At 68.5% G+C, this 23,930-nt stretch carries 19 protein-coding genes; 11 read left to right on the top strand and 8 right to left on the bottom strand.

Translation table 11 applies throughout. The annotated features are described in order from the left end of the window. Positions 1–372 precede the first annotated feature (372 nt). The 3 genes from RUR49_RS05120 to RUR49_RS05130 all read right to left on the bottom strand — a co-directional run bounded on the left by RUR49_RS05120 (position 373) and on the right by RUR49_RS05130 (position 3,046). The gene (locus RUR49_RS05120) at positions 373–1,362 is read right to left on the bottom strand and encodes an alpha/beta fold hydrolase (RefSeq protein WP_409145288.1); all 990 of its coding nucleotides are present in this window, start codon (positions 1,360–1,362) and stop codon (positions 373–375) included. Between the two features lie 103 nt (positions 1,363–1,465). Beyond that, complete coding sequence (locus RUR49_RS05125) at positions 1,466–2,200, bottom strand: TIGR02594 family protein (RefSeq protein ID WP_409145290.1); 735 nt, start codon at positions 2,198–2,200, stop codon at positions 1,466–1,468. Positions 2,201–2,305: 105 nt separating this feature from the next. Then, positions 2,306–3,046, bottom strand: a complete 741-nt coding sequence (locus tag RUR49_RS05130) for a TetR/AcrR family transcriptional regulator (RefSeq protein ID WP_409145292.1) — start codon at positions 3,044–3,046, stop codon at positions 2,306–2,308. Positions 3,047–3,551: 505 nt separating this feature from the next. On the opposite strand from RUR49_RS05130, the gene RUR49_RS05135 reads away from it, so the two are divergent. Together RUR49_RS05135 and RUR49_RS05140 are read left to right on the top strand one after the other, a co-directional pair. Continuing rightward, a complete protein-coding gene (locus RUR49_RS05135; protein WP_409145294.1) occupies positions 3,552–4,061 on the top strand; it encodes an ABA4-like family protein in 510 nt (169 codons plus the stop codon). Continuing rightward, positions 4,058–4,963, top strand: coding sequence for a hypothetical protein (locus tag RUR49_RS05140; protein ID WP_409145296.1), 906 nt, complete (start codon positions 4,058–4,060; stop codon positions 4,961–4,963). The genes RUR49_RS05135 and RUR49_RS05140 overlap by 4 nt, the downstream gene beginning before the upstream one ends. Positions 4,964–4,967: 4 nt before the next feature. Here RUR49_RS05140 and RUR49_RS05145 read toward each other — a convergent pair whose 3' ends face one another. Continuing rightward, the gene (locus RUR49_RS05145) at positions 4,968–5,864 is read right to left on the bottom strand and encodes a LysR substrate-binding domain-containing protein (protein WP_409145298.1); all 897 of its coding nucleotides are present in this window, start codon (positions 5,862–5,864) and stop codon (positions 4,968–4,970) included. Between the two features lie 110 nt (positions 5,865–5,974). Between RUR49_RS05145 and RUR49_RS05150 the strand changes: the two genes are divergently transcribed. Beyond that, positions 5,975–6,640, top strand: coding sequence for a peroxiredoxin-like family protein (locus tag RUR49_RS05150; RefSeq protein WP_409145300.1), 666 nt, complete (start codon positions 5,975–5,977; stop codon positions 6,638–6,640). A gap of 122 nt (positions 6,641–6,762) precedes the next feature. Here the strand turns inward: RUR49_RS05150 and RUR49_RS05155 are convergent, their stop codons facing one another. Then, complete coding sequence (locus tag RUR49_RS05155; RefSeq protein WP_409145301.1) at positions 6,763–7,230, bottom strand: hypothetical protein; 468 nt, start codon at positions 7,228–7,230, stop codon at positions 6,763–6,765. Between the two features lie 413 nt (positions 7,231–7,643). Beyond that, entirely contained in the window at positions 7,644–9,860 is a 2,217-nt protein-coding gene (locus RUR49_RS05160) for a hypothetical protein (RefSeq protein WP_409145302.1), read from the bottom strand. Between the two features lie 391 nt (positions 9,861–10,251). Here RUR49_RS05160 and RUR49_RS05165 point away from each other — a divergent pair, with 391 nt between their 5' ends. The 7 genes from RUR49_RS05165 to RUR49_RS05195 all read left to right on the top strand — a co-directional run bounded on the left by RUR49_RS05165 (position 10,252) and on the right by RUR49_RS05195 (position 18,764). Further along, positions 10,252–11,649 (top strand): glutamine synthetase family protein, encoded by a 1,398-nt coding sequence (locus RUR49_RS05165; protein WP_409145303.1) that lies wholly within the window; start codon positions 10,252–10,254, stop codon positions 11,647–11,649. 87 nt (positions 11,650–11,736) lie between these two features. Next, entirely contained in the window at positions 11,737–13,122 is a 1,386-nt protein-coding gene (locus RUR49_RS05170; RefSeq protein WP_409145304.1) for an aspartate aminotransferase family protein, read from the top strand. Beyond that, positions 13,119–14,420: an NAD(P)/FAD-dependent oxidoreductase gene (locus tag RUR49_RS05175; protein WP_409145305.1), complete on the top strand. Its 1,302-nt coding sequence runs from the start codon at positions 13,119–13,121 to the stop codon at positions 14,418–14,420. The genes RUR49_RS05170 and RUR49_RS05175 overlap by 4 nt, the downstream gene beginning before the upstream one ends. A 170-nt stretch (positions 14,421–14,590) precedes the next feature. Continuing rightward, entirely contained in the window at positions 14,591–15,700 is a 1,110-nt protein-coding gene (locus tag RUR49_RS05180) for a polyamine ABC transporter substrate-binding protein (protein WP_409145306.1), read from the top strand. Between the two features lie 72 nt (positions 15,701–15,772). Then, the gene (locus RUR49_RS05185; protein ID WP_409145307.1) at positions 15,773–16,927 is read left to right on the top strand and encodes an ABC transporter ATP-binding protein; all 1,155 of its coding nucleotides are present in this window, start codon (positions 15,773–15,775) and stop codon (positions 16,925–16,927) included. 53 nt (positions 16,928–16,980) lie between these two features. Next, positions 16,981–17,946, top strand: coding sequence for an ABC transporter permease subunit (locus RUR49_RS05190; protein WP_409145308.1), 966 nt, complete (start codon positions 16,981–16,983; stop codon positions 17,944–17,946). Next, complete coding sequence (locus RUR49_RS05195) at positions 17,943–18,764, top strand: ABC transporter permease (protein ID WP_409145309.1); 822 nt, start codon at positions 17,943–17,945, stop codon at positions 18,762–18,764. The genes RUR49_RS05190 and RUR49_RS05195 overlap by 4 nt, the downstream gene beginning before the upstream one ends. 183 nt (positions 18,765–18,947) lie before the next feature. Here the strand turns inward: RUR49_RS05195 and RUR49_RS05200 are convergent, their stop codons facing one another. Then, positions 18,948–19,952 (bottom strand): hypothetical protein, encoded by a 1,005-nt coding sequence (locus RUR49_RS05200; protein ID WP_409145310.1) that lies wholly within the window; start codon positions 19,950–19,952, stop codon positions 18,948–18,950. A 253-nt stretch (positions 19,953–20,205) separates the two neighbouring features. Further along, the gene (locus RUR49_RS05205; RefSeq protein WP_409145311.1) at positions 20,206–21,108 is read right to left on the bottom strand and encodes a helix-turn-helix domain-containing protein; all 903 of its coding nucleotides are present in this window, start codon (positions 21,106–21,108) and stop codon (positions 20,206–20,208) included. A gap of 208 nt (positions 21,109–21,316) precedes the next feature. On the opposite strand from RUR49_RS05205, the gene RUR49_RS05210 reads away from it, so the two are divergent. Beyond that, complete coding sequence (locus RUR49_RS05210; RefSeq protein WP_409145312.1) at positions 21,317–23,317, top strand: tyramine oxidase; 2,001 nt, start codon at positions 21,317–21,319, stop codon at positions 23,315–23,317. Positions 23,318–23,930 lie beyond the last annotated feature (613 nt).

Below are 23,930 nucleotides of genomic sequence, written 5' to 3' on the forward strand. Positions count from 1 at the left end.
GAGCACGCGACTATAGCGGCCTCCAAGGAGGTTGACGGTGGCTTCCTCAGTAGTGCTGGTTCAAGGCCAGCTGCAGCGATTTCGGTCGCAAGTTCAGCCCATTGAGTCGTATCATCTCCAGAAACTAGCTTAGGAACCTCAGCATCCAAGTGAGCGGCCAAGGCTGCCATGCCGGGCAGGCCCTCGGCACAGGACAGTCCAGAACCGACGACCGTGACCAGACCGTCGCCGAATTGTCGTTGGGCCTCCGTAACGAATGCCTCAAAGTCGATTGCAGGTGGGGCCGTCACCAAGCCGCCCCCCCGAACTCACGCGGCTGGCACGCCCTTCTTACGGCATTCCTCACCATGTGCCTCCCCCTTGACGCACACTCTAAGTTGAAAGCCGGCTCATTGGGAGGGGGCGAATAAATTTAGGGCATTTGAGCTGTCGAAGGAGCCGACCTCCTCCCCCGAAAATATAAGGGGGACGAACTTGCTCCTGTTCGACCTTTTGCCCACCTCCCCCGTAAACCCCGCAATCACCGCCCACCAGCCCCGCGATCTCCGCCTCCGGCAGTTCGTGGCCGACGCCCTCCAGAAGGTGCAGGCGGGCGCCGACGGTTTCGGCGAGCGCGCGGCCGTTCTCCGGCGGCAGCACCCGGTCGGCGCTGCCGTGGATGACGAGGGTGGGGGCGGTGATCGACCGGAAGCGGCCGGTCCAGTCGCGCGCGACCGGGGCGGTTGCGTGGTTGAAGGCGCTGGCGATCGAACCCGTGCGGGACAGCACCGCGTCGATCCGGCGGCTTGGCCCCGCGGCGTCGAACGGGTGGCGCGGGCCGGCGCAGAGCCGGTCGATCGCGAGCAGGAAGGCCGCCACCGCCGCCCGGTCGGACCAGTCGAGGGTGGCGAGCGCGCCGAAGTGGTCGAGGATCGCCGGCGACAGGCCGGGCAGCGGCGGGCCGTCCCAGCCGAGGGGCTCCGACGCGATCAGCGTCAGCGAGCGGACCCGCACCGGGTGGTCGAGCGCCACCATCTGCGAAAGGGTGCCGCCGAGCGACATACCCACGAGGTGGGCCGACGGCAGTGAGTAGGCGTCGAGCACGGCGACGAGGTCGTCCGCCAGGTCCTTGATGGTGTAGTCGGCATGCCCGGGCGGGCGCGTCGTCGAGGCGCCGGTGTCGCGGTGGTCGTAGCGGACGACGAAGCGGCCCGCGGCCGCGAGCCCCGCGCACAGCGCGTCCGGCCAGCCGAGCCGCGACGCCGTCGCCCCCATGACGAGGACGATCGCCGGGTGGGCGGGTGCGCCGGGGCGCGCGGGGCCGCGGGTGCCGAAGCTCTCGGTGGCGAGGCGCACGCCGCGGCTGTCGATCATCCGATCCATGGGCGCTCCTCGGCCGTTCGGGGTCGGCCCCCTCATGCCGGTCAGGAGCTCCGGGCGCAACCCCCGGATGCAGAGGATCGGGTCGCCGCGGCGTCGCCGCGGCTCACGCCTCGTCGGTCGACAGCTCCTGCATCGTCTCCACTTCGCGGGCGCGCCTGGTCGGCAGCTCGAAGGTCGAGGGCCAGCGGTAGCCGAGCAGGCGCTCGTCGGCGAGGAGGGCGTCGGTGACGGCGTTGCCCTGGTTGCCGCCGCGCACGACGATGGCGCCGTCGGACTGGCGGGTGGCGCGCACGAAGCCGACGTGGCCGGAGATGCCCGTCTTCGCTCCGCGCCAGAACACGGCGATGGCGCCGAGCGCCGGGAAGCCGAGCTCGACGCCGAATTTCAGCCAGTTGCGGGCGAGATAGGGGTTTGCCGGCAGCGGCTCGTTCGGCAGCGTCAGCGCGATCGCCGTCTCGACGAAGTCGCCGCACCAGGGCAGTTTCGTCGGGTCGCCCAGGGTTTCGCCGTCGCTCTTCAGCCAGTCCATCAGGGACGTGCGGTCGCGGCTCTCGTGCAGGCCGAGGCGGCGCGTCGCCTCCGCATACCACGGCACGGCGAGGTTGAGCGCCGGGGCGAGCGCGCCGGCCTCGGCCGCACCCTCGGCGCCCTCGAACAGCGCCGCAAGCGTGATCGGCCCGATGGTGCCGGGCCACTTTACCGGCAGCTTCCTGTCGGCCTGGAAGTCCGCGACGGCGCGCTTCGTCATCGGCCCGAGGATGTTATCCGCCCCGCCGACGCCGAGTTTGTAGCCGAGCGCCATCAGCCGCACCTGAACGGCGCGCACGTTGACCGACATGTTCCCCTCCCCGCGTGTATCGAGGACGGAATGTTACTAATGGTTGTATTACTCGGAAAACACAATTTCCGGTGATCGGCAGCGGGTGGCCGTGCGGCGGTGCGCTCAGCCGGCGAGCCGCCGGAACGCCGCCTCGACGGTGGCCGCGATCGTCGCTTCGCGGTTCTCGCGCTCGACGGGGAAGGGGAAGTGGCCGGCGAGCACGAGGGTGGCGAGGCCGTGGATGGTGGCCCAGGTCATCGCCACGTCGAGGCGCGTCTCGGGGTGGCCGAGCGGGTCCGGGTGTCCGCGCAACTCGGCGACGAGGCCGACGAGCTGCTCGAACGCCGCGGATGCCGCCGTGCAGAGGGCCTCGTCGGTGTGGTCGAGCACGGCGTGGCGGAACATCAGGGCGAAGTGCTGCGGGTTCTCGCGGGCGAACGCCATGTAGCCGGCCGCAGCGGCGGCGTAGCGGGCGGTGCGCTCGTCGGGGGCGGCCGCGACGTGGGCGGCGATCGAGGCGTGCAGGCGCTCGAAGCCGATCGCCGCCATCGCGGTGAGGACCCCGGTGACGTCGCCGAAGTGGTGGGCGGGGGCGGCGTGCGAGACGCCGGCCCGCCTGGCGCATTCCCGGAGCGTAAAACCCTCGAGCCCGCGCTCGGCCAGCACCACTTCGGCGGCGGCGAGGAGCTGCGTGCGCAAGTCGCCGTGGTGATAGTGGTACGGCCGCCGCGGCTTCGGCCCGGCGGGGCGAGGGGGGGCGTCGGCGGGGGGCTGGTCGGTCGCGGGAGAGGCGACCGGCGCCGAGGGGCCGGGCGGGGGCTCGGTGGTCCGGTGAGCGGACCAGTCGTCGGGGTCGGGCACCATCGCGGGCCTCGTCGGTGAGCGGGACGAGCCGACCCCTTCGCCCGCGCGGGCGGCGGCGTCAAGGCCAATCCTGACGGCGTCAACATCGACGGTGGCGAAGCCCGGCGGCGGGGCGGAAAGCCGAGACGGCGCAAGGGGATGGGCGGACGGGCGGGGCGTCGATGACGCCACCGCCGCTGCCGCGACCGTGCACGCCACCTATGTTGACAGTGAAAACATAGGCAGCGGCGGTCGCCCCGTTGCGGGCAGAAAAGCCAGTCGTTGCAAACCGGTAGCGCAGGAGACCGGGGGCGCCACGGCGCTGCGGCCGCGGTGAGACCCTCGGCGGCGCCCATCTTGACGATGGCAAGATAAGGGCGGGCTGAGCGAGCGACCCATCTTGACGGCGGCAAGATATTCGCGCCATCTTCCATCTTGACGCCGTCAAGACCGAGGCTTCCCGATGCCGTCGACGTCGCCTGTCCCCCTCCCCACGACCGCTGCACCACCGGGTGCGGCGCCGACTTTGGCCCCTCCCGACGCCCCGGCGGATGCGTTCGGGACGCTCGACGCCCCGCTGTCGCTCGCCGCCCTCGTCCCGCTCGACACCTGGTTCTCGCTCGCCGGCACGCTGGCGATGGCCGGCTGGCTGGCGCTGGTGGTGTTTCCGCGGAGCCCGCTCGTCACCGACCGGCTGGTCGGGCTCGGCGTGCCGGCGGCGCTCGGCGTCCTCTATGCCGGGCTGATCCTCGCCTTCTGGGCCGGCAGTCCGGGCGGCTTCGGCTCGCTAGACGAGGTGGCGGCGCTGTTTTCCGTCCGCGGGCTGCTGCTCGCCGGCTGGGTGCACTATCTCGCCTTCGACCTCTTCGTCGGCGCCTGGGAGGTGCGCACGGCGCGGGCGGAGGCGATCCCCCACCTCCTCGTCGTGCCGTGCCTGCTGATGACCTTCCTGTTCGGCCCCGTCGGCCTGTTGATGTTCCTCGCCCTCCGCTTCCTCCGCGGCCTCGCCGGTCGCACCGAAGGAGCCCCGGCATGACCGCCCCGTCCTCCGCCAGCCACGCCGTCGCCCGGGCTCCGACCGGCGTTGCAAATTCCACAGGCACGTCAGGGGATTACGGCCCGCTCGCGCTCATCGCGGGGGCGGTGCGGCGGGAGAGGGCGCTCGTCATCACGACGTTCGCGATCCTTGCGCTGGCGCTGCCGACGATCGTCGCGCTCACGGTCGAGACGCGGACGCTCGCCGGGCTCAACGTCTGGATCAAGCCGCTGAAGTTCGACGCTTCCGTCGCGCTGCTGCTCGCCACCTACGCGATCGGCTTCGGGCTCGCGCGCGCCGATGACCGCCGCCGGCTCTGGGTGCGGGGGGCGGTCGGGCTGGTGATCGTCTCGGCCGTTCTGGAGATCGCCTACATCAGCTTCCAGGCAGCGCGCGGCGAGGCCTCGCACTTCAACCTCTCAAGTCGCTGGGAGATCGTCGCCTTCCAGTTGATGGGGATGTTCGCGGTGATCCTGACGGCGGGTGCCGCGGTGGCGGCGGTGCTGGTCTGGCGGGCGGGACCGGGTCGGCTCGGCAACGGGCTGTGGCTCGGGCTCGTGCTCGGCTTCGGGCTGACGTTCGTGCTGGGGATCGTCACGGGCTTTGCGATCGGCGGCAACGGTGGCCACTTCGTCGCTGCAGCCGGCGCGATGCCGGGAAACGACCTCGGCGGCATCCCGGTGTTCGGCTGGTCGCGCGAGGTCGGCGACCTGCGCGCCGCCCACTTCGTCGGGCTTCACGTCATGCAGATCCTGCCCCTCGTCGGCTGGGCGGCGGACCGGCTGGCGCCGCGGGCGTCGCCTTGGGCGGTGCTCGTGATGGCGCTGGCGCTGACGGGGCTGACGGTGTGGGCGCTCGTCGTGGCGCTCTCGGGCCAGTCGGTGGTGCCGGCGGGCTGGTGAGGGGTCAGGGCGACGGGTGCTCGTCGGCCAGGTGCGCCGCGAGGAAGTCGGCGAAGGCGCGGGCGGCGGGCTTGGCGATCGCCTGGGCGGGGAAGACCGCGGAGAGGTCGACGGTGCCCATGTCCCATTCCGTCAGCACCGGCACGAGCGATCCGGCGGCGAACTCGGACGCCATGGCGAGGCGCGAGGCGGAGACGATGCCGAGGCCGGCGACGGCGGCGGCGATCGACACCTCGTTGCTGTTGGTGACGACGCGCCCCTCCACCCGCACCGATACCGCCTTGCCGTCGTGGCGGAACGACCACGCCTGGCCGGCGAGCGAGGGGCCGACGATGACGTCGTGGGCAGCGAGGTCCGCCGGGCAGGTCAGCGGCGGCGCGCTGGCGAGATAGCGCGGGGCCGCTGCCGCGAGCCGCGGGAAGGTTGCGAGTCGGCGGGCGATGGCGGTCGAGTCCGGCAGGCTGCCGAAGCGCAGCGCCACGTCGACGCCCTCGCCGACGAGATCCTGGCGGACGTCGCTGGTGGCGAGTTCGACGCGCAGGCCCGGATGGCGGGCGGTGAAGGCCGGCAGGGCCGGGGCGACGACGCGGCTCGCGAGGCTCGAGGACAGGCCGACGCGCAGCAGGCCGCGCAGTTCGCCGGTGCCGCGCACGGCGTGTTCGGCCTCCTCCAGCGCCGCGAGGATCGGCTCGAGGCGCTGCAGGAATTCGAGCCCCGCCTCGGTCGGCGCAACGGCGCGGGTGGTGCGGACGAACAGCGCCGTACCGATCTCGCGCTCGAGGCTGGCGATGATGCGTGACACGGTCGGCTGTGGAATGCCGAGCTCGCGTCCGGCCGCGGTGAAGCTGCCGCGGCGGGCGACGCGGGAGAACAGGCGCAGGGCCGCGAGCCGGTCATTCATGGCAAGGATGAATAACTCAAAGCCTGTTCTGCCGGCTACAGCGCGGCAACGGAATGAACGATCACTGTCCTCATCACTGCCGCCGCGGCGGCCGACGACGGGGACGGACGATGAGCCTGCAAGCCACTCTCGACGCCTACAAGGCGGACTTCGAAACCAACAAGGCCCCGCCCGAGGTGGTGGCGGTGATGCACCGGGCGACAGCCGATCTCGTCGCGACCGGCCAGGCGGAGCGGGCGCTGAAGGCGGGCGACCGCGCCCCGGCGTTCAGGCTCTCCGACCCCGATGGCGTGACGGTGTCGTCCGCCGACCTGCTGGCGCAGGGGCCCCTGGTGCTGACCTTCTATCGCGGCGTCTGGTGCCCCTACTGCAACTTCGACCTCGCGGCGCTGGAGGCGGCGCGTGGCGAGATCGAGGCGCGCGGGGCCAGCCTCGTGGCGGTGTCGCCGCAGACGCCGGCGAACAGCCGCAAGGCGCAGCGCACCGGCAAACTCGGCTTCCCGATCCTGGCTGACGCCGGCGGCGCGGTGGCGGCGGCCTTCGGGTTGCGCTGGTCGCTGCCGGAGGACCTGAAGCGGGTCTATGCGGGCTTCGGCCTCGACCTTGCCGTCTTCAACGACGACACGGCCTGGACGCTGCCGATGCCGGCCCGCTACGTGATTGGCCGCGACGGCATCATCGCCTACGCCGAGGTCAATCCCGACTACACCCGCCGGCCGGAGCCGTCGGACCTCTTTCCCACGCTCGACCGCCTGCGGCGCGCCAGCGCCGCCTGAGGGCGCCGCCGGCAGGGCCGGTGGAGGGGCGGGCCCGGGGCCGTCCGAGCTGTCCGCCTGAGATCGCGTCCGACGGACCGGGACTGCGGACCGTCGGTCGCCGAGGCCTTCATCCTGCCGGACTACCCGATCGTGCCGGCGACGATGCACTGGCTGCCGAGGGCATCGCCGTCGGTGACCATCTGCACACGGAAAAACTCGCCCGCCGGGACCTGGAACGTCTGCGTGAATTCGAGAATGGCGACCTCACCCGCGACGTTGACGGCGCGCGAAACGGCGGGGATGAAGGCGACGGGAACATCCGTGTCGGTGAAGAGGACCTGAGCGAGCTGCAGGATGCCGCCGTTCGTGTTGATGCCGCAGCTGACCCACTCGATCGTCCGGACCTTGTTTCCCTTCTTGCCGAAATCGGCGACGCAGACGCTGCCTTCACAATCGGCCTGATCGAAGGCACGAAACGGCTTGGCGTCGCCGTTGGCTGTGGGACCGGCGCGCTCGATCGGTGCCGCCGGTTGTGCCACGAGAGGATCGTCGGCGGCCAAGGCGGCGGTGGCGGCGATCGAAAGCGACGTCAGCAGGCCGGCGAGCATTGGTGCGTGGGTCATCGGATCGTCCTGTGCTTCGACAGCCCCCGCTGTCCCTGCATCGGCAGAGCTGTCCGGCAGGATGCCACATCGGTTGTGCAACGGACGTTGAGCTTTCCGTGATCCGGCGTGAGCAGAACATCGCCAGATAGACTTCTGCTCGTCTTGCAGGGGATGCCGCAATGATGCCGGCCCCCGTTGCGAAACCGCACGTGTGAACCGGTCTGTCCGACGAGATGCAGGCCCGGCTGCGGCGCTGCTGTCGGTGGCGGGCCGTCCATCCGCGGTCATGGAGCCCGACGCCGAGGCCGGGGTCTCGTCCTCCGCAAAGCAAAGGCCGCCCGGCGGGGAGCGCCGGGCGGCCTTGTCGTGGTCGAGCGTCCGCGCGGTCCCGAGGGGCCGCGCAGTTCGCTGCGTCGTCAGTTCACCGCGGCGGTCCGCTTCTTCTTCTGGGCCCCCTGGATCGGGCCCGGGAAGATCACCTTGTTGACGGTCTGGTCGCCGGAGCCTTCCGAGTAGCCGACGGCGAAGGTCTGGCAGAGCTTCTTCGCGTCGGCATCGGTGTTCATGCTGCAGTCGATGACGTCGGTGGAGGCCTGCTTCGGGAACGGCACCTTGTCCATCTTCACCTGGAACATGTAGACGCGCCCCGTCTCGTCCTGAAGCGAGATCGTGCAGCCCTTCGCCTTGTCGAAGTCGAGCTTGAAGGCACCGGGGCTCTGGAAGGGGCTGTTCGGCTTGTCCGTGCACTGGCCGCGCTTGACGATCCGGTTCTTGTCCTTCGGGTCACCGCCGACGGCGATGTCGAAGGACTTGTCGGCCGGCTGCACCGGGCCAGGGAAGGAAATCGTGTGGATCTCCTCGCGCGGCAGCACGCGGGTGTAGCCGAAGGCGTTCTGCTGGCAGGTCAGCTTCGCCGCGGCATCCTTCGTCGGGCTGCAGTCGACCATCTTCTTGGTCTTGTCGTTGTACTCGGGATCTTCCGGGAATGGCGGCTGCTGGGTGATCTTGAACTGGTAGACGCGCTTGTTGTCGTCCCAGAGGGTGAGGACGCAGCCCTTGATGTTGTTGACCGAGATGTCGAAGCTGGCAAAGTCGGGATTGACGTCGCGCTTCTTGCCCTTGTTGCAGATCCGATAGTTTGTGTACTTGACCTTCGCGCCCTTGTCGTAGCCGAAGGAAACGTGCACGGGCGGCGTCGCCGGGTCCGGATTGGGCAGGCGATCGGCGCCGCCGACGGCGAGGATCAGGCCGCTGCCGTCGACCTGCATGTTGCCGAGCGCGTCGTCCACCGAATAGGCGTAGACGTTCGGCGCATTCAGATACTTCTTGTCGTGGATGAGCAGCACGTAGGGATCGAACTTGCCCTCCGGCGCGAGCTGCAGGTCGTCGAACAGACCTTTGACGCGACGGAATTCCTTGTAATTGTCGTCGCGGTACCCGGCCGTGTTCTCCAGGAGGTTGAGCTTGGCATCACCGCAGCCGTCATTGAACGGTGTGAAGCCGTAGATGTGGCCGACCATGCTCATCACGTCGCCGGAGGCGCGGCTCTTTTCCTTGCAGTTCCACTTGTCGAAATTCTGATTGTAGTTTCCGAGGTTCTTCTTGAACATCGTCTGGACTTCGCGGACTTTGTCGCAGAAGGCGCCGTCCTTGTTCCTGTTGACGCACTCCTTGTAGTTGTCGACGAGCTTGTCGAGCGGCGCCCACGGCGGGTCCGACAGGTCGGGTTGCGTGTTGGTCAGGTCGCGGCCGAAGACATTGAGCGGCGCCGGGATCTTGACGAAGTCCGGCACCTTGCTGTTCACGAACAGCGGCCAGCCCGGATAGTCGGTCAGGAAGCGGTCCATCGCGTCGTTGAAGTCGTCGATCGACGAGACCATGCCGACGTAGCCGACCTGTTCGTTGTCGAACGGCTCCATCGCCACCGGCAGGAAGGTGGAATCGACATAGGAGACGTCGTAATCGACGTTGAACGGGTTGATCGTCATCGGGTCTTTTTTGTCGTTGACGGCGCCGAGCGTGTACTCGGTCAGCTGCAGCGGCAGATTGTGCCCGAGGCCGGCGGGATCGTGATAGATCTGCAGCGCACCGGAGCCGCAGCCCTTGACGCAGTCGGGAAGCTCGGCGCCCTTGAGCGGCTTGACCTTGGTCTGGCCCGGGCGATTGTTGATGGCGTCGAGGAGGGCCGCCGGAGGCTTGCCGTCCGCAGCGGGCGCCGAGAAGATCTCGATGCGGCCGCCACCCCACCAGTCCGCGAGCTGGTTCGGCTTGGTGCCGTCGGCGTTCTTCACGAGCTGGGTGGCAACCGGCAGCGTCAGCCGCAGTTCGCCCTTCGGCGGGATGCCGTTGCCCTTCGCCGCGAGATAGAGCCGGAACTGGCCGACCTTCTCGTAGGTGCGGGTCTTGAGGTCCTTCTTCGGGACCTCCATGTAGGCCTGCAGCCACTGGCCGGATGTCGCCGCGCCCGTCGAGAGGACGGGGTAGATGTTGTAGTCCGGCGAGTTGTTGTAGATGACGATCGTCATCCGTGGATAGTCCGCCTGGGCCACGGCCGGCGTGGCTGCGCCGAGAGCGGTGGACGCAAGCAGCGCTGCCGCCGGCAACGCCTTCGTCAGAGCGAAAAAGGTCTGCATCGCATTTTACCCCTGCGCGCGGTGTCCTGCGTCTTCGTCGTCCCATGACGAACTTCGCCGGCGAGACGCTCGGTGGTGGTGTCGCTCCCTGCGACCCGCGCAATGACAAAACACTATGCAATATCGCCCGTCGCGGCAATGTAGTGGTCTGGATTCACAATTAAATCGCGTGAAGCCTTCGCTGCCACCGGAAGTTTCCGGATATTCCGATTTCTTCCGAATCAGCATCCGGCCGGGCTGTGGAGAGCGGGCATTCGGTAGCAGCCAGACCGGCCGGCGCCGCTTTGCCTTGCCCGTGGCCCCCGACCGACCCCCCTTGCGCGTCCGCCGTCGCCTCGTCCACCATCGGGACGCCCGCGGACGCGGGTGGTGCGCGGCGAGCGGGGGGGTCATGGCGAAGAAGAAGAAGGGCGACGAGGCCGTCGAGCGGGCGCGCGGCGTCGCCGACGCCGAGGCGGCGCGTGGCTGGCTCGCCCGCCGTGGCCTGCAGGACATCGAGTGCATCGTCCCCGACCAGGCTGGCGTCGCCCGCGGCAAGATGATGCCGGTGTCGAAGTTCCTCGACGGCCCGTCGATGACGATGCCGACCTCGATCTTCACCCAGACGATCTCCGGAGACTACCCGGAAGAGGGCGGCGGCTTCGAGCACGACCCGACCGACGGTGACCTCGTCTTCGAGCCGGATTTCAACACGCTGTCGGTGGTGCCGTGGGCGAGCGACCCGACGGCGCAGATCCTCCACGACGCCTATCACCGCGACGGCCGGCCGGTCGACATCGCGCCGCGCCAGGTGCTGCGCCGCATCCTCGACCTTTACGCCTTCAAGGGCTGGAAGCCGGTGGTGGCGCCGGAGATCGAGTTCTATCTCGTCGAGCCGAACACCGACGCCGACTACCCGCTGAAGCCGCCGATCGGCCGCTCCGGCCGGCCGGAGATCGGCCGGCAGTCCTACTCGATCGCCGCGGTGAACGAGTTCGACGCGCTGTTCGACGACATCTACGAGTTCTCCGAGGCGCAGGGGCTGGAGATCGACACCCTCATCCACGAGGAGGGGGCGGCGCAGATGGAGATCAACCTGCTGCACGGCGACCCGCTGGAGCTCGCCGACCAGGTGTTCCTGTTCAAGCGGACGATCCGCGAGGCGGCGCTGCGCCACAAGATGTACGCGACGTTCATGGCCAAGCCCATGAGCCGCGAGCCGGGCTCGGCCATGCACATCCACCAGTCGATCGTCGACGCGGAGAGCGGGGCGAACATCTTCTCCGACGTCGACGGCTCGCCGACGCGCGAGTTCTTCGCCTTCATCGCCGGCCAGCAGCGCTTCCTGCCGGCGGTGACGTGCATCATGGCGCCCTACGTCAACTCCTACCGGCGGCTCGCGCGCGGCACGGCAGCGCCGATCAACGTTCACTGGGGCTACGACAACCGGACGGTCGGGCTGCGCGTGCCGAACTCCTCGCCGCAGGGCCGGCGCATCGAGAACCGCGTGCCCTCGTCCGACGCCAACCCCTATCTCGCCATCGCCGCGTCACTCGCCTGCGGCTACATCGGCATCGTCAACGGCCTGTCGCCGGACGACCCGGTCGAGGGCTCGGCCCGGCATTTGCCGTTCCAGCTGCCCCGCGGCCTGCTCGAGGCGGTGGAGCTGTTCGCCGACTGCGAGGAACTCGTCGAGATCTTCGGCAAGTCGTTCGTCGCCACCTACCAGGCGATCAAGCAGGCCGAGTTCGAGACCTTCATGGCGGTGATCAGCCCGTGGGAACGGGAGTATCTGCTGCTGAACGTGTGAGCCCGCAGGCCTTTAGGCCGCGGGACCGCGACGGCCGCCCGGGGGAGGCGCCGCCGCCAGGCAAGGAAGACCCCAGCCGGAGCCATCATGAGGAACACCTACGACACCGCCGACCTGCGCTCGCGTGATGCGGCGCATCACTGGCATCCGTTCTCCGACTCGGCCGCGCTGGCGACCGAAGGGGTGCGGGTGATCGTGCGCGGGGAGGGGGTCTGGCTCGAGGATTCCGACGGCAACCGCATCCTCGATGGCATGGCGGGCCTCTGGTGCACGCAGATCGGCCACGGCCGCGTCGAGATCGCCGATGCCGTCCACCGGCAGATGAGCGAGCTCGCCTTCTACAACACCTTCTTCAAGACCTCGCACCCGCCGGCGATCGCGCTCGCCGAGAAGCTCGCGCAGCTGACGCAGCCGCACCTCAACCGGGTGTTCTTCTGCAACTCGGGCTCGGAGGCGAACGACACGGTGATCCGGCTGGCGCGGACCTACTGGGACGTTGCCGGCAAGCCGACCAAGAAGACAATCATCTCCCGCCGCAACGGCTATCACGGCTCGACGATCGGCGGGGCGAGCCTCGGCGGCATGGGGCCGATGCACGCCCAGGGCGGGCTGCCGATCCCCGGCATCGTCCACATCCAGCAGCCCTACTGGTTCGGCGAGGGCGGCGACCTCTCGTCCCACGAGTTCGGGCTGAAGGCGGCGCGCGGCCTCGAGGCGGTCATCGACGCGCTCGGCGAGGACACCATCGCCGCCTTCATCGCCGAGCCGATCCAGGGCGCCGGCGGCGTGATCATCCCGCCCGACAGCTACTGGCCGGAGATCCGCCGCATCTGTTCCGAGCGCGAGATCCTGCTCGTCGTCGACGAGGTGATCTGCGGCTTCGGCCGGCTCGGCTCGTGGTTCGGCTCCGACCATTTCGGGCTGAAGCCGGACCTGATGCCGATCGCCAAGGGGCTGTCGTCGGGCTACCTCCCGATCGGCGGCGTGATGATCGCCGACCGGGTGGCCGACGTCGTCTTCCAGGGCGGCGACTTCAACCACGGCTACACCTATTCGGGCCATCCGGCGGCGTGCGCGGCGGCGCTCGCGAACCTCGAGATCATCGAGCGCGAGGGCCTCGTCGACCGGGTCCGCGACGACATCGGCCCCTATCTGCAGGCGCGCTGGAAGGCGCTCGGCGAGCATCCGCTGGTCGGCGAGGCGCGCATGGTCGGGCTGATGGGGGCACTCGAGCTGGTGCCGAACAAGCCGAGCCGAAAGGACAAGTTCGAGCCCGTCGGCCAGGTCGGCACGCTCTGCCGCGACATCTCGTTCAGGAACGGCCTGATCATGCGGGCGGTGCGCGATTCGATGATCCTGTCGCCGCCGCTGGTGCTCTCCCACGGCGAGGCGGATGACCTCATCGCCCGGGCGACGAAGACGCTCGACGAGACCTGGGCCGAGCTGAAGCGGCAGGGGCGCATCGCGGCGTGAGCGGGCCGCTCGACCTCGAGGCGGGGGCCCCGGCCCACGCCCCGAGCTATTATGCCGCGACCGCCAACGGGCTCGTCGCGCGGCCGCGGTTGCAGGGCACGGTCAAGGCGGACGTCTGCGTCGTCGGCGGCGGCTATACCGGGCTGTCGGCGGCGCTGCATCTGGCCGAAGCCGGGCGCAAGGTCGTGCTCGTCGAGGCGAACCAGGTCGGCTGGGGCGCGTCGGGGCGCAACGGCGGGCAGCTCCACTCCGGCCAGCGGCGCGACCAGGTCTGGCTCGAGCGCCGGGTCGGGCTCGACGACGCGCGGCGGCTGTGGCGGCTCGGCGAGGACGCCAAGGCGCTGGTGCGCGGGCTGATCGACCGCCATGCCATCGCCTGCGACTGGGTGCCGGGGCTCATCGACGTCGTCCACAAGGCCTCGCTCGCCGCCGACGAACTCGCCTATGCGGAGAAGCTCCGCCGCGACTACGGCTACGAGGAGATCGAGGGGCTCGACCGCGACCAGGTGGCGGCGGCGATCGGCACGCCGCGCTATTTCGCCGGCTTCCGCGACCGCGGCGCGGGCCACCTGCACCCGCTCAACTTTGCCCTCGGGCTCGCCACGGCGGCGGAGACGGCGGGGGCGGTGCTCCACGAGCACACCCGCGTCGTCCGCGTCATCGAGGGGCGGGGCGTCGAGACGGAGGGCGGCGGGCGGGTCGAGGCGGAGACGGTGGTGCTCGCCGGCAACGGCTACCTGTCGGGGCTCGACCCCGACACCGAGGCGCGCGTGCTGCCGATCCGCAACTACATCCTCGCCACCGAGCCGCTCGGCCGCGAGCGCTGCGACGCCCTCATCCCGAACCGCGAGGCGGTGTCGGATTCGCGCTTCGTGGTGCGCTACTGGCGGCTCAGCGGCGACGGGCGGATGCTGTTCGGCGGCGGCGAGACGTTCGGGCTCGGCGACCCCCGGGACATGAAGGCGTTCGTGCGCCACCACATGGTCGAGGTCTATCCGCAGCTCGCCGACGTGCGCGTCGACTTCGCCTGGGGCGGCACTCTCGGGATCACCCAGACGCGGACGCCGTTCCTGCGACGGCAGCGGCCCGGGCTCTACGCCGCCGGCGGCTATTCCGGGCAGGGGGTGAGCATCGCGGTGCTGGCGGGGCAGCTGATGGCGGACGCGATCGCCGGCGACACCGGACGCTTCGACGTTTTCGCCCGGCTGCCGGTGCCGCGCTTTCCGGGCGGACGACGCTTCCGGGCACCGTTGTTGTCGCTGGCGATGACGTGGTTCGCCCTGCGCGACCGCTTGTGACGGCGGCGGTGCGGCGACGGCGTCCGGCCCAATCGCACGGCGTGCCCGTTTGTGCGCCAGACTGCCGCCGATTCGGGGTTGAGCCGCCGCCGACGCCCGCCTAACCTCAGACCCAGCGACGAGAAGCCCGGCGCCGAAGGGCCGGGGCCACAAACGAGGGGACCCAACCGATGCGTCTGTCGATCCGCACCTCCCTGCTCGCCGGCGTCGCCGCCGCGGCGGCACTCGGCTTCGCCGCTGCCGCACAGGCGCAGGAGAAGGTGGTCAACATCTACAACTGGTCGGATTACATCGACGAGTCGATCCTGACCGACTTCACCGCCCAGACCGGCATCAAGGTCGTCTACGACGTCTTCGATTCCAACGACATCCTGGAGACGAAGCTGCTCGCCGGCGGCACCGGCTACGACATCGTCGTGCCGACGGGCACCTTCCTCGCCCGCCAGATCCAGGCCGGCGTCTTCCAGAAGCTCGACAAGGACAAGATCCCGAACCTCAAGCACATGTGGCCGCAGATCCAGGAGCGGGTCGCCAAGTACGACCCCGGCAACGAATACTCGGTCAACTACATGTGGGGCACCACCGGCATCGGCTACAACGTCGCCAAGGTGAAGGAAATCCTCGGCGATGCGGCGCCGGTCGACTCGTGGGACCTCGTCTTCAAGCCGGAGAACGCCGAGAAGCTGGCGAAGTGCGGCATCCACGTGCTCGACTCGGCCGACGAGATCATCCCGGCGGTGCTGAACTACCAGGGCAAGGACCCGGACTCGAAGGAGACCGCCGACATCCAGGAGGCGGCGGCGTTCCTCGCGACGATCAAACCCTACGTGCAGAAGTTCCACTCGTCGGAATACATCAACGCGCTCGCCAACGGCGACATCTGCGTGGCGGTGGGCTGGTCGGGCGACATCCTGCAGGCGCGTGACCGTGCGGTCGAGGCCAACAACGGCAACGAGATCAAGTACGTCATCCCCAAGGAAGGGGCGCTGATGTGGTTCGACCAGATGGCGATCCCCGCCGACTCGAAAAACGTCGACAATGCGCTCGCCTTCCTCAACTACCTGCAGCAGCCGGAAGTCATCGCCAAGGCGTCGAACTACATCTTCTATGCGAACGGCAACAAGGACTCGCAGCAGTTCATCGACAAGGAAGTGCTGGACGACCCGGCGATCTACCCGCCGCCGGAGGTGGTGGAGAAGCTGTTCACCATCAGCCCCTACCCGCCGGCGGCGCAGCGCGTGCTGAGCCGGGCGTGGACGACGGTGAAGAGCGGAAGCTGATAGCATCAACACGGAAAGCCCGGCCTCTGCGCCGGGCTTTCTCGTCATGCGGCCGACGAACGGGGGTGGGGCGTGTCGAAACAGGCGATCGGGCCGATCCGGCGATCGTTCGCGCCGTGGGATGATCCGGCGGCAAAGCCGCTGATCGAGTACCGCGGCGTCACCAAGCGCTTCGGCGACTTCGTCGCCGTCGAGAACCTCGATTTGAAGATCTACACGCGCGAGTTCTTCGCGCTGCTCGGGCCCTCCGGCTGCGGCAAGACCACGCTGATGCGGATGCTGGCGGGCTTCGAGAACCCGACGCAGGGCGACGTCATCCTCGACGGCAAGTCGGTGGTGGGCGTGCCGCCCTACCGCCGGCCGGTCAACATGATGTTCCAGTCCTATGCGCTGTTCCCCCACATGAACGTGGAGCAGAACATCGGCTTCGGGCTGAAGCAGGACGGGATGCCGAAGGCCGACATCGCGGTGCGCGTCGCCGAGATGCTGAAGCTCGTCAAGCTCGAGCCGTTCGCCAAGCGCAAGCCGCATCAGCTCTCCGGCGGCCAGCGCCAGCGCGTCGCGCTCGCCCGCTCGCTCGCCAAGCGCCCGAAGGTGCTCTTGCTCGACGAGCCGCTCGGCGCGCTCGACAAGAAGCTCCGCCAGGAGACGCAGTTCGAGCTGATGGACCTGCAGCAGGAACTCGGCATGACCTTCCTGGTCGTCACCCACGACCAGGAGGAGGCGATGACGGTGGCCGACCGCATCGCCGTGATGGACAAGGGCAAGATCATCCAGGTGGCGACGCCCTCGGAGATCTACGAGCAGCCGAACTCACGCTATGTCGCCTCCTTCATCGGCGATGTGAACATGTTCGAGGGCAAGACGGTGCCGACGGAAAACGGCATCACCCGCATCGAGTGCGGCGCGCTCGGCATGGCGATCGAGAGCGAGGGGGGCCACAAGCCCGCCGCGGGGGAGGCGGCGTGGTTCGCGGTGCGCCCGGAGAAGGTGCGCCTCACCTCCGACAGGCCGGCCGACGATGACGGCGTCAACGCGGTCGCCGGCGAGGTGTGGGACATCGCCTATCTCGGCGACATGTCGATCTTCCACGTCAAGCTCGCCAACGGCCAGGTGATGACGGCGACCAGGGCGAACATCAGCCGCATCGTCGACAAGCCGATCGGCTGGGACGACAAGGTGTGGCTGAGCTGGGACCGCAACGCCGGCGTGGTGCTGCAGGGCTGAGTGCGGGGCGCCGGCGCGCGGGCAAGCCGGTGGCGGGGGAAGAGGGGAACGCGATGGCGGCGATCGAAGTGGCGGCGCCTGCGGCGACGGGCGCCGAAACCGGAGCCCGGACGGCGGCCCTCGGGCGGCTGCTCGTCCTCGCCATCCCCTACGCCTGGACGCTGTTCTTCTTCCTGGTGCCGTTCCTCATCGTCGTGAAAATCTCGTTTTCCGAGACGGCGATCGCCATTCCACCCTACACACCGGTGTTCGACTTCGCGGTGGACGGCATCGCCGGCACGATCGCCAAGCTCGGTGAGCTGTCTCTCGCGACCTACGAGTTCCTGACGACCGACTCGCTCTACTGGCGCAGCTATCTGTCGAGCGTCTGGATTGCGGGCATGTCGACGGTGATCACGCTCGCCATCGGCTATCCGCTCGCCTATGGCATGGCCCGCAGCCCGCGCGAGTGGCGGCCGATGCTGCTGATGATGGTGATCCTGCCGTTCTGGACGAGCTTCCTCATCCGCGTCTACGCCTGGATCGGCATCCTGTCGCGCGAGGGCCTGCTCAACAAGTTGCTGATCTCGATCGGCCTCGTCGACCCGGCGCAGCCACTGGTGATCCTGTCGACAACGACGGCGGTCTACATCGGCATCGTCTATTCCTACCTGCCGTTCATGGTGCTGCCGCTCTACGCCTCGCTGGAGAAGCTCGACGAGACGCTGCTGGAGGCGGCCGCCGACCTCGGCTGCACGCCGTGGCGGGCGTTCTGGCAGGTGACCTTCCCGCTGTCGCTGCCGGGCGTCATCGCCGGCTGCTTCCTCGTCTTCATCCCGTCGGTGGGTGAGTTCGTCATCCCCGACCTGCTCGGCGGGTCGGAAACGCTGATGATCGGCAAGACGCTGTGGACCGAGTTCTTCAACAACCGTGACTGGCCGGTGGCCTCGGCGGTGGCGGTGATCCTGCTCCTGATCCTCGTCATCCCGATCGTCTTGTTCCAGAACCAGCAGGCCAAGGCGCAGGAGGCCGGGCGATGAACAAGGGCCCGAGCTGGTTCAACCTCACCTCGATCACGCTCGGCATGGCGTTCCTCTATCTGCCGATCGTGCTGCTGGTGATCTATTCCTTCAACGCCGGCCGCAACGTGGCGATCTGGGAGGGGTGGTCGGTCAAGTGGTACTTCGCCCTGTGGCAGGACCAGCAGATGCTGGACGCCGCCTGGGTGACGATCCGCCTCGGCCTGCTGTCGGCCTCCGTCGCGACGATCCTCGGCACGATGGCGGCGATCACGCTGGTCCGCCACGGCCGGTTCTTCGGGCGCAGCCTGTTCTCCGGCATGGTGTCGGCGCCGCTGGTGTTGCCGGAGGTGATCCTCGGGCTGTCGATGCTGCTGCTGTTCGTGTCGATCGGCTTCGACCGCGGCTTCTGGACGATGACGATCGCCCACATCACCTTCACCATGTGCTACGTCGCCGTGGTGGTGCAGTCGCGGCTGGTGTCGTTCGACCGCACGCTGGAAGAGGCGGCGCTGGACCTCGGCTGCCCGCCGCTTCGCACCTTCTTCTCGATCACGCTGCCGCTCATCCTGCCGGCGGTGATCTCCGGCTGGATGCTCGCCTTCACGCTGTCGCTGGACGACCTGGTGATCGCGAGCTTCACCACGGGCCCGGGCGCCACGACGCTGCCGATCAAGATCTACAGCCAGGTTCGGCTCGGCGTGTCGCCGCAGATCAACGCGATCTGCACGATCATCATCGCCGTCGTCGCCCTCGGCGCCATCGTCGCCTCGCTGCAGCTGAAGCGGGCCGAGACGGACCGGCGGCGGGCGGAGCAGATGGCAGCGGCGGGGCGGTGAGGGGGGCGGGGTGGCGCCGGTGGCGTGTGAGCGCTCCGCCCGGTTGTTTGTACTTGGTTGACTTGGCCGCCTGAAGGGCGGCTGAGGGGTGGAATGCGGCCAGGCAGGTTTTGGCCGAAGAAGTCGGCAAAGCTGTCGTTCACAGGCGTGGGTTTCAGTGAGTGCCGCGACGCCAAAATATGGTTATCCGAGAGGGTGCCATTCTGGCGGGTCGCCTATGCCGATGAGGTAGGTATATTTGACCATTACGTGCCCTTGGCCAAAGTGCGGGTGCTCGCCCACGGCGATAGGCATCTTGCCGAAATAGGACACGTTGCTGGCGGCAAGATAGACGATCAGTGCTTCTAGAGATTCAATGAGGTTCTTGACGATAAATCGCAAGAATTCGTTGAGCGGCATGGCGTTAAACGGGACGTCCGGGTGCGTGATGCGCACGGTCGGACGGAGCAGTTGTCCGCCTTCGAAATGATAGTCCAGGAAATCAATCTTCTGGTTGGGCTTCCGATGTTCGATCGAGTGTCGCAAACCACGGATCAATTTCGCAAACCTGGCCATGCTGTCGGCGAAGGCTACGAAATTTTCATCCTCACCGAAAGTCTCCCGCACGTGCGCTGCTATTCCGTCAAAGAAACCTGGTTTACGCGTGTCGCCATAGAAAATGACGGCCAGCCGGAAGATCGCTTGGAGCGCATGCTCCGAGCGCTGCACGAAAGCCTTGCCTCGAGCTTCGATGTCGCCGACGGCCGGCAGGGCCATGGCGCCTTTATGGGGGCTGGGCAGATCTTTCTCAGCTGCCAATAGGTCGGCTTGCAACTTCGTCAGGATGTCCTCGGCACCGAGAATTTCCTGCATCCCTGCAAGCACAGCGGTCATAACCAGACAGCGCTTTTCCTCGTCGAAGTGCGGTTTGCTAAAAAGTCGGTGGGCCTGCAGGAACGTTCGGCCGACGATTGGGTTGTCGGAGCCGGCACTCGCGAAACGCTGATTGACATGGGGTGTATTGGGATGCGCGAGATCCGGATCGATCATATCGGCGAGTTGAGTTCGATAGATCGCACGCTCAGACACCGTATAGAGACCATCAGGAAGTGAAATCATCTCCTGAATCTTGCCATCACGCTCCACGTCGTCAAGTTCCAGCGAGAAGGCGGAATCCCGTCGCCGTCGTGCCTTTTCGAGATCATTCATCCAATCAGCGCCCCCTAGTCATCCAACGCTATCTCATTCGATTCTGGAGCGCCAAGTCGTAATTCTGCCCGCACCTACCAAGCGTATTCCTATGTCCGATCGTGAGGTGCCGTCTGAAGAGAGCGCAAAGTTATGGCAGACGTATCCGATACGGCAACTCATAGGAAATGGCCGTGGTCGTTTGAACGTTTGAAATGGGGTCAGAAGCGTCCGTTGGAATGATCCAACCGATAGAGGTCTGACCCCAGCGCCCTCAATGCGGGCGGGCGCCGCGCAGGGTCTGGTGGGGGCTTTCGCCGTACATCGTGCGGTAGTGCTCGGCGAAGCGCGACAGGTGCCAGAAGCCGTAGCGGTAGGCGATGTCGGTGACGGTGGTGGGGCCGCCGCCCGTGGCGCCCTGCTTGAGCGCCCGGCGCGTGGCGGCGAGCCGCAGCGATTGCAGATAGGCCTTCGGGCCGACGCCGAGGTGGCGGGCGAAGGCCGCCTCGAGCGCGCGGGTCGACACGCCGGCGACGCGGGCGAGGTCGCCCACCGACAGCGGCTCCTCGAGGTGCTCGTGCACATAGGCACGCACCAGCGCGAGGCGCTCGAGCGAGGCCGCAGCCTCCGCGCGGGCCGGCTCCAGCGCCCCGAGGGTGGCGATCACGACATCGGCGAGCGTGGCGCCGGCGGACGCCGGCAGCGGGCCGCCGTGGGCGTGAGCGAGCATCGCCTCGACGATCGCCGCGGCGCGCGCCGCCAGACCGGCGTCGGCGACCGGCCGGTGGCCGTGGCGGGGGTCGGGCCGTTCGTTCTCCGGCAGCGCGCCGGCGTCGATCGAGATCGCCATCAGCTCGTGGCCGGGGCCGCTGGTGATTTCATGGGCAGAGCCGGCGGGCGTCACCATCAGGAAGCCGCCGGGCAGGTGGCGCCCATCGACGTGCATTCCTGCCGGTGAGCGCACCAAGGCGAGCGCGACCGTCGCCTCCGGGATCACCAGCCGCTCGATGTGGGCGACGTTGATCGTCTCGCGGAAGACCGAGCCGGTGCCCGCTAGAGCAAGCTCGAGACGGCCGGCGAAGCGGCCGGGCGTCACCTGGGCATAGGTCTGCGACCAGCCGGGCAGGGCGCTCGCCTGTTCGTCCGCATCCCGCGTCGTGACGGCGACGATCGACACTGCGACGGCCTCCCCGCCCGCTGCGCCTCCCCGGCGTGGCTTTTCCAGCGTGCCTTGGCCGAGGCAAGCAGCGTGCCGGTTCGCGGCCGCCGGCGCAACCATCGTGGCGGTGCTTCGCGAAACGGATAGAGGCGGTCCCGGCGGCTCTGTCACGCTGCCCTCACGCACGGCGCCCGCGCGGGCGTGGTGTCAACGAGAGGGGACTGAGATGACCGACCACCACGCACGGCCCCGGCGGGGACGAACGGCCGCCGCCTGCGGCCTCGCCGCGCTGCTCGCCGCCACCACCCTGCCGGCGCTCGCCGCCGAGCATCCGCTCGATCCGCTCGACGCCGCCGAGATCACCGCCGCCGTCGCCGCGGTGAAGGACGCCGGCCACGCCGGCGACGGCACGTTCTTCCCGACGGTGGAGCTGCGCCTGCCGCCGAAGGCCGACGTGCTCGCCTGGAAGCCGGGCGACCCGATCACCCGCATCGCCCACCTCGTGTTCGTCCAGGACGGCGACACCTTCGAGGCGGAAGTGAACCTCACCGAGGGCGGGCCGCCGGAGGTCGAGATCATGGACGGGGTGCAGCCGGGCATCCTGCTCGCCGAGTGGATCGCCGCCGGCGAGCTCACCACCGCCCATCCCGACTGGCAGGCGGCGATGCGGAAGCGCGGCTACGAGACCTTCGACACGGTATTCTGCGCGCCGCTGTCGACGGGCTATTTCGACACCGAGGAGGAGAAGGGCCGGCGGCTGCTGCGCGTGCCCTGCTACGACCTGACGGGGACGAAGACGACCATCCACGGGCGGCCGATCGAGGGGCTGTTCGCCATCATCGACCTTGCCAAGCGCGAGGTGGTGCGGATCGTCGACCTCGGCGTCGTGGCGACGCCGGCCGGCACCAACCGCGTCGACGAGGAGACGCTGGCCGCCTCGATGCGGCCGGCGATGAAGCCGGTGGCGATCGCGACGCCCCAGGGCGGCAACGTCAGGATCGACGGCCATGCGGTGACGTGGGACCGCTGGAGCTTCCGCCTGAAGCTCGACCGGCGCTTCGGCACGATGATCTCGCTCGCTTCCTGGAACGACGCCAGCGGCACGCGGCCGATCCTCTACGAGGGCTACGCGGCGGAGATGTTCGTGCCCTACATGGACCCGAGCGAGGCCTGGTACTTCCGCTCCTACATGGACATCGGCGAGTACGGCTTCGGGCTCTTGTCGTCGGCGCTGACGCCCGGCATCGACTGCCCGGCGGACGCGACCTTCCTCGGCGCCACCATCAATGACGACGCCGGCGCGCCGATCGAGATGCCCAACATCATGTGCGTCTTCGAGCGCGCCACCGGCAATCCGGTGTGGCGCCACGCCGAGATGATCGACGCGAGTTACGAGGGACGGCCGGAGGTCGAGCTGGTGGTGCGGACCGTGCCGACGGTCGGCAACTACGACTACGTCATGGACTGGGTGTTCACCCAGCGCGGCGAGCTCGACATCCGCGTCGGCGCGACCGGCATGGACGCTACGAAGGGCGTCGTCACCCAGTCGATGACCGATCCGACGGCGGCGGCCGACACGGCGACGGGCGCGCTGCTCGCGCCGGGCATCGTCGGCGTCTACCACGACCACTACATCTCCTTCCGCCTCGACCTCGACGTCGACGGGCCGGTGAACAGCTTCGTCCGCGAGGCGATCGTGCAGAAGGCAGTGGACGCCGGCACGCCGCGCCGCTCGATCTGGACGCTCGAGCCTGTGGCGATGGCCACCGAAGGGCCGGTGGAGGAGGGCCACCACGGCGCGCCGGAGGTGTGGAAGATCGTCAACCCGGAGAAGCGCACCGGGCTCGGCTACCACCCCGGCTACCAGATCGAGGCGCACCATTCGGCGACCTCGCGGCTCGACCCCGAGGACTGGCCGCAGAAGCGGGCGGCGTTCTCCGGTGCGCCGCTGTGGATCACGGCCTATGCCGACAACGAGCGGCATGCGGCGGGCGCCTATCCGAACCAGTCGACGGGCGGCGACGGCCTGCCGGCGTTCGTCTCCGACGGCCAGCCGATCGAGAACACCGACATCGTCGCCTGGTACACGATGGGCTTCCACCACGTGACCCGGCCGGAGGACTGGCCGGTACTGTCGACGAAGTGGCACGAGATGAAGCTTCGGCCGCTCGGCTTCTTCGACCGCAGCCCGGCGATCGACACGCCGGCGAAGTTCGCCACGCAGTGACGGCGGCGGGTGCGGCGGCTGCGGCCGCCGCGCCCCACGTCTCCGGGGCGGTCTGGCCAAAAAAAATGCCGGGCTCGATTGGAGCCCGGCAGTCGTCGCATCCCGAGGGACGCGACACCTTCCAGAGGGGAACAGCTGGCTGAACGGCTACCGTCGGGAGGATGACGTCACCGCGTGTTCAACCACGCTCCAAACTTACGCTCCGGGTATGCACAAACAAGCGGCAAGAGTGCATGTCAGTTATGCACTTTGCGCACGCCTCCCGGCGAGCCCCGCGCAAGGATGGTGTGCACGGGCGCGGCTGCACGTCTCGCGGGCGATCGGGGTGTGGATGCGGGGCAGAGTGGCGCGGAATTCGGCGCGTGGGAAGATGGGAAGAGGTGGCGAGTGCTCATTCTCGCGGCGGGAGGGCCTCGGCCTCTCGCCGGCGTCTGCGTAAGCGCCGCGGTCTGCGGAAGCAACGCACACCCTCACAACCGTCATCGCCCGGCTTGACCGGGCGATCCATCGTGCGGGCGAAAACGATAGCGATGCGCGTGTGATGGATGCCCCGGTCAAGCCGGGGCATGACGACTGAGGGGGGGTGCTGGGGGCCGAAGTGATGTCCGCCCTC

The sequence above is a fragment of the Pseudoxanthobacter sp. M-2 genome (assembly GCF_046156265.1).
GTDB lineage: Bacteria > Pseudomonadota > Alphaproteobacteria > Rhizobiales > Segnochrobactraceae > CAMDHY01.

What these genes read in the sequence shown, in the direction of transcription:
- RUR49_RS05120 (WP_409145288.1), bottom strand. Translation starts at nt 1,362, where the DNA reads ATGGATCGGATGATCGACAGCCGCGGCGTGCGCCTCGCCACCGAGAGC.
- RUR49_RS05125 (WP_409145290.1), bottom strand. Translation starts at nt 2,200, where the DNA reads ATGTCGGTCAACGTGCGCGCCGTTCAGGTGCGGCTGATGGCGCTCGGC.
- RUR49_RS05130 (WP_409145292.1), bottom strand. Translation starts at nt 3,046, where the DNA reads ATGGTGCCCGACCCCGACGACTGGTCCGCTCACCGGACCACCGAGCCC.
- RUR49_RS05140 (WP_409145296.1), top strand. Translation starts at nt 4,058, where the DNA reads ATGACCGCCCCGTCCTCCGCCAGCCACGCCGTCGCCCGGGCTCCGACC.
- RUR49_RS05145 (WP_409145298.1), bottom strand. Translation starts at nt 5,864, where the DNA reads ATGAATGACCGGCTCGCGGCCCTGCGCCTGTTCTCCCGCGTCGCCCGC.
- RUR49_RS05150 (WP_409145300.1), top strand. Translation starts at nt 5,975, where the DNA reads ATGAGCCTGCAAGCCACTCTCGACGCCTACAAGGCGGACTTCGAAACC.
- RUR49_RS05155 (WP_409145301.1), bottom strand. Translation starts at nt 7,230, where the DNA reads ATGCTCGCCGGCCTGCTGACGTCGCTTTCGATCGCCGCCACCGCCGCC.
- RUR49_RS05160 (WP_409145302.1), bottom strand. Translation starts at nt 9,860, where the DNA reads ATGCAGACCTTTTTCGCTCTGACGAAGGCGTTGCCGGCGGCAGCGCTG.
- RUR49_RS05165 (WP_409145303.1), top strand. Translation starts at nt 10,252, where the DNA reads ATGGCGAAGAAGAAGAAGGGCGACGAGGCCGTCGAGCGGGCGCGCGGC.
- RUR49_RS05170 (WP_409145304.1), top strand. Translation starts at nt 11,737, where the DNA reads ATGAGGAACACCTACGACACCGCCGACCTGCGCTCGCGTGATGCGGCG.
- RUR49_RS05180 (WP_409145306.1), top strand. Translation starts at nt 14,591, where the DNA reads ATGCGTCTGTCGATCCGCACCTCCCTGCTCGCCGGCGTCGCCGCCGCG.
- RUR49_RS05190 (WP_409145308.1), top strand. Translation starts at nt 16,981, where the DNA reads ATGGCGGCGATCGAAGTGGCGGCGCCTGCGGCGACGGGCGCCGAAACC.
- RUR49_RS05195 (WP_409145309.1), top strand. Translation starts at nt 17,943, where the DNA reads ATGAACAAGGGCCCGAGCTGGTTCAACCTCACCTCGATCACGCTCGGC.
- RUR49_RS05200 (WP_409145310.1), bottom strand. Translation starts at nt 19,952, where the DNA reads ATGAATGATCTCGAAAAGGCACGACGGCGACGGGATTCCGCCTTCTCG.
- RUR49_RS05210 (WP_409145312.1), top strand. Translation starts at nt 21,317, where the DNA reads ATGACCGACCACCACGCACGGCCCCGGCGGGGACGAACGGCCGCCGCC.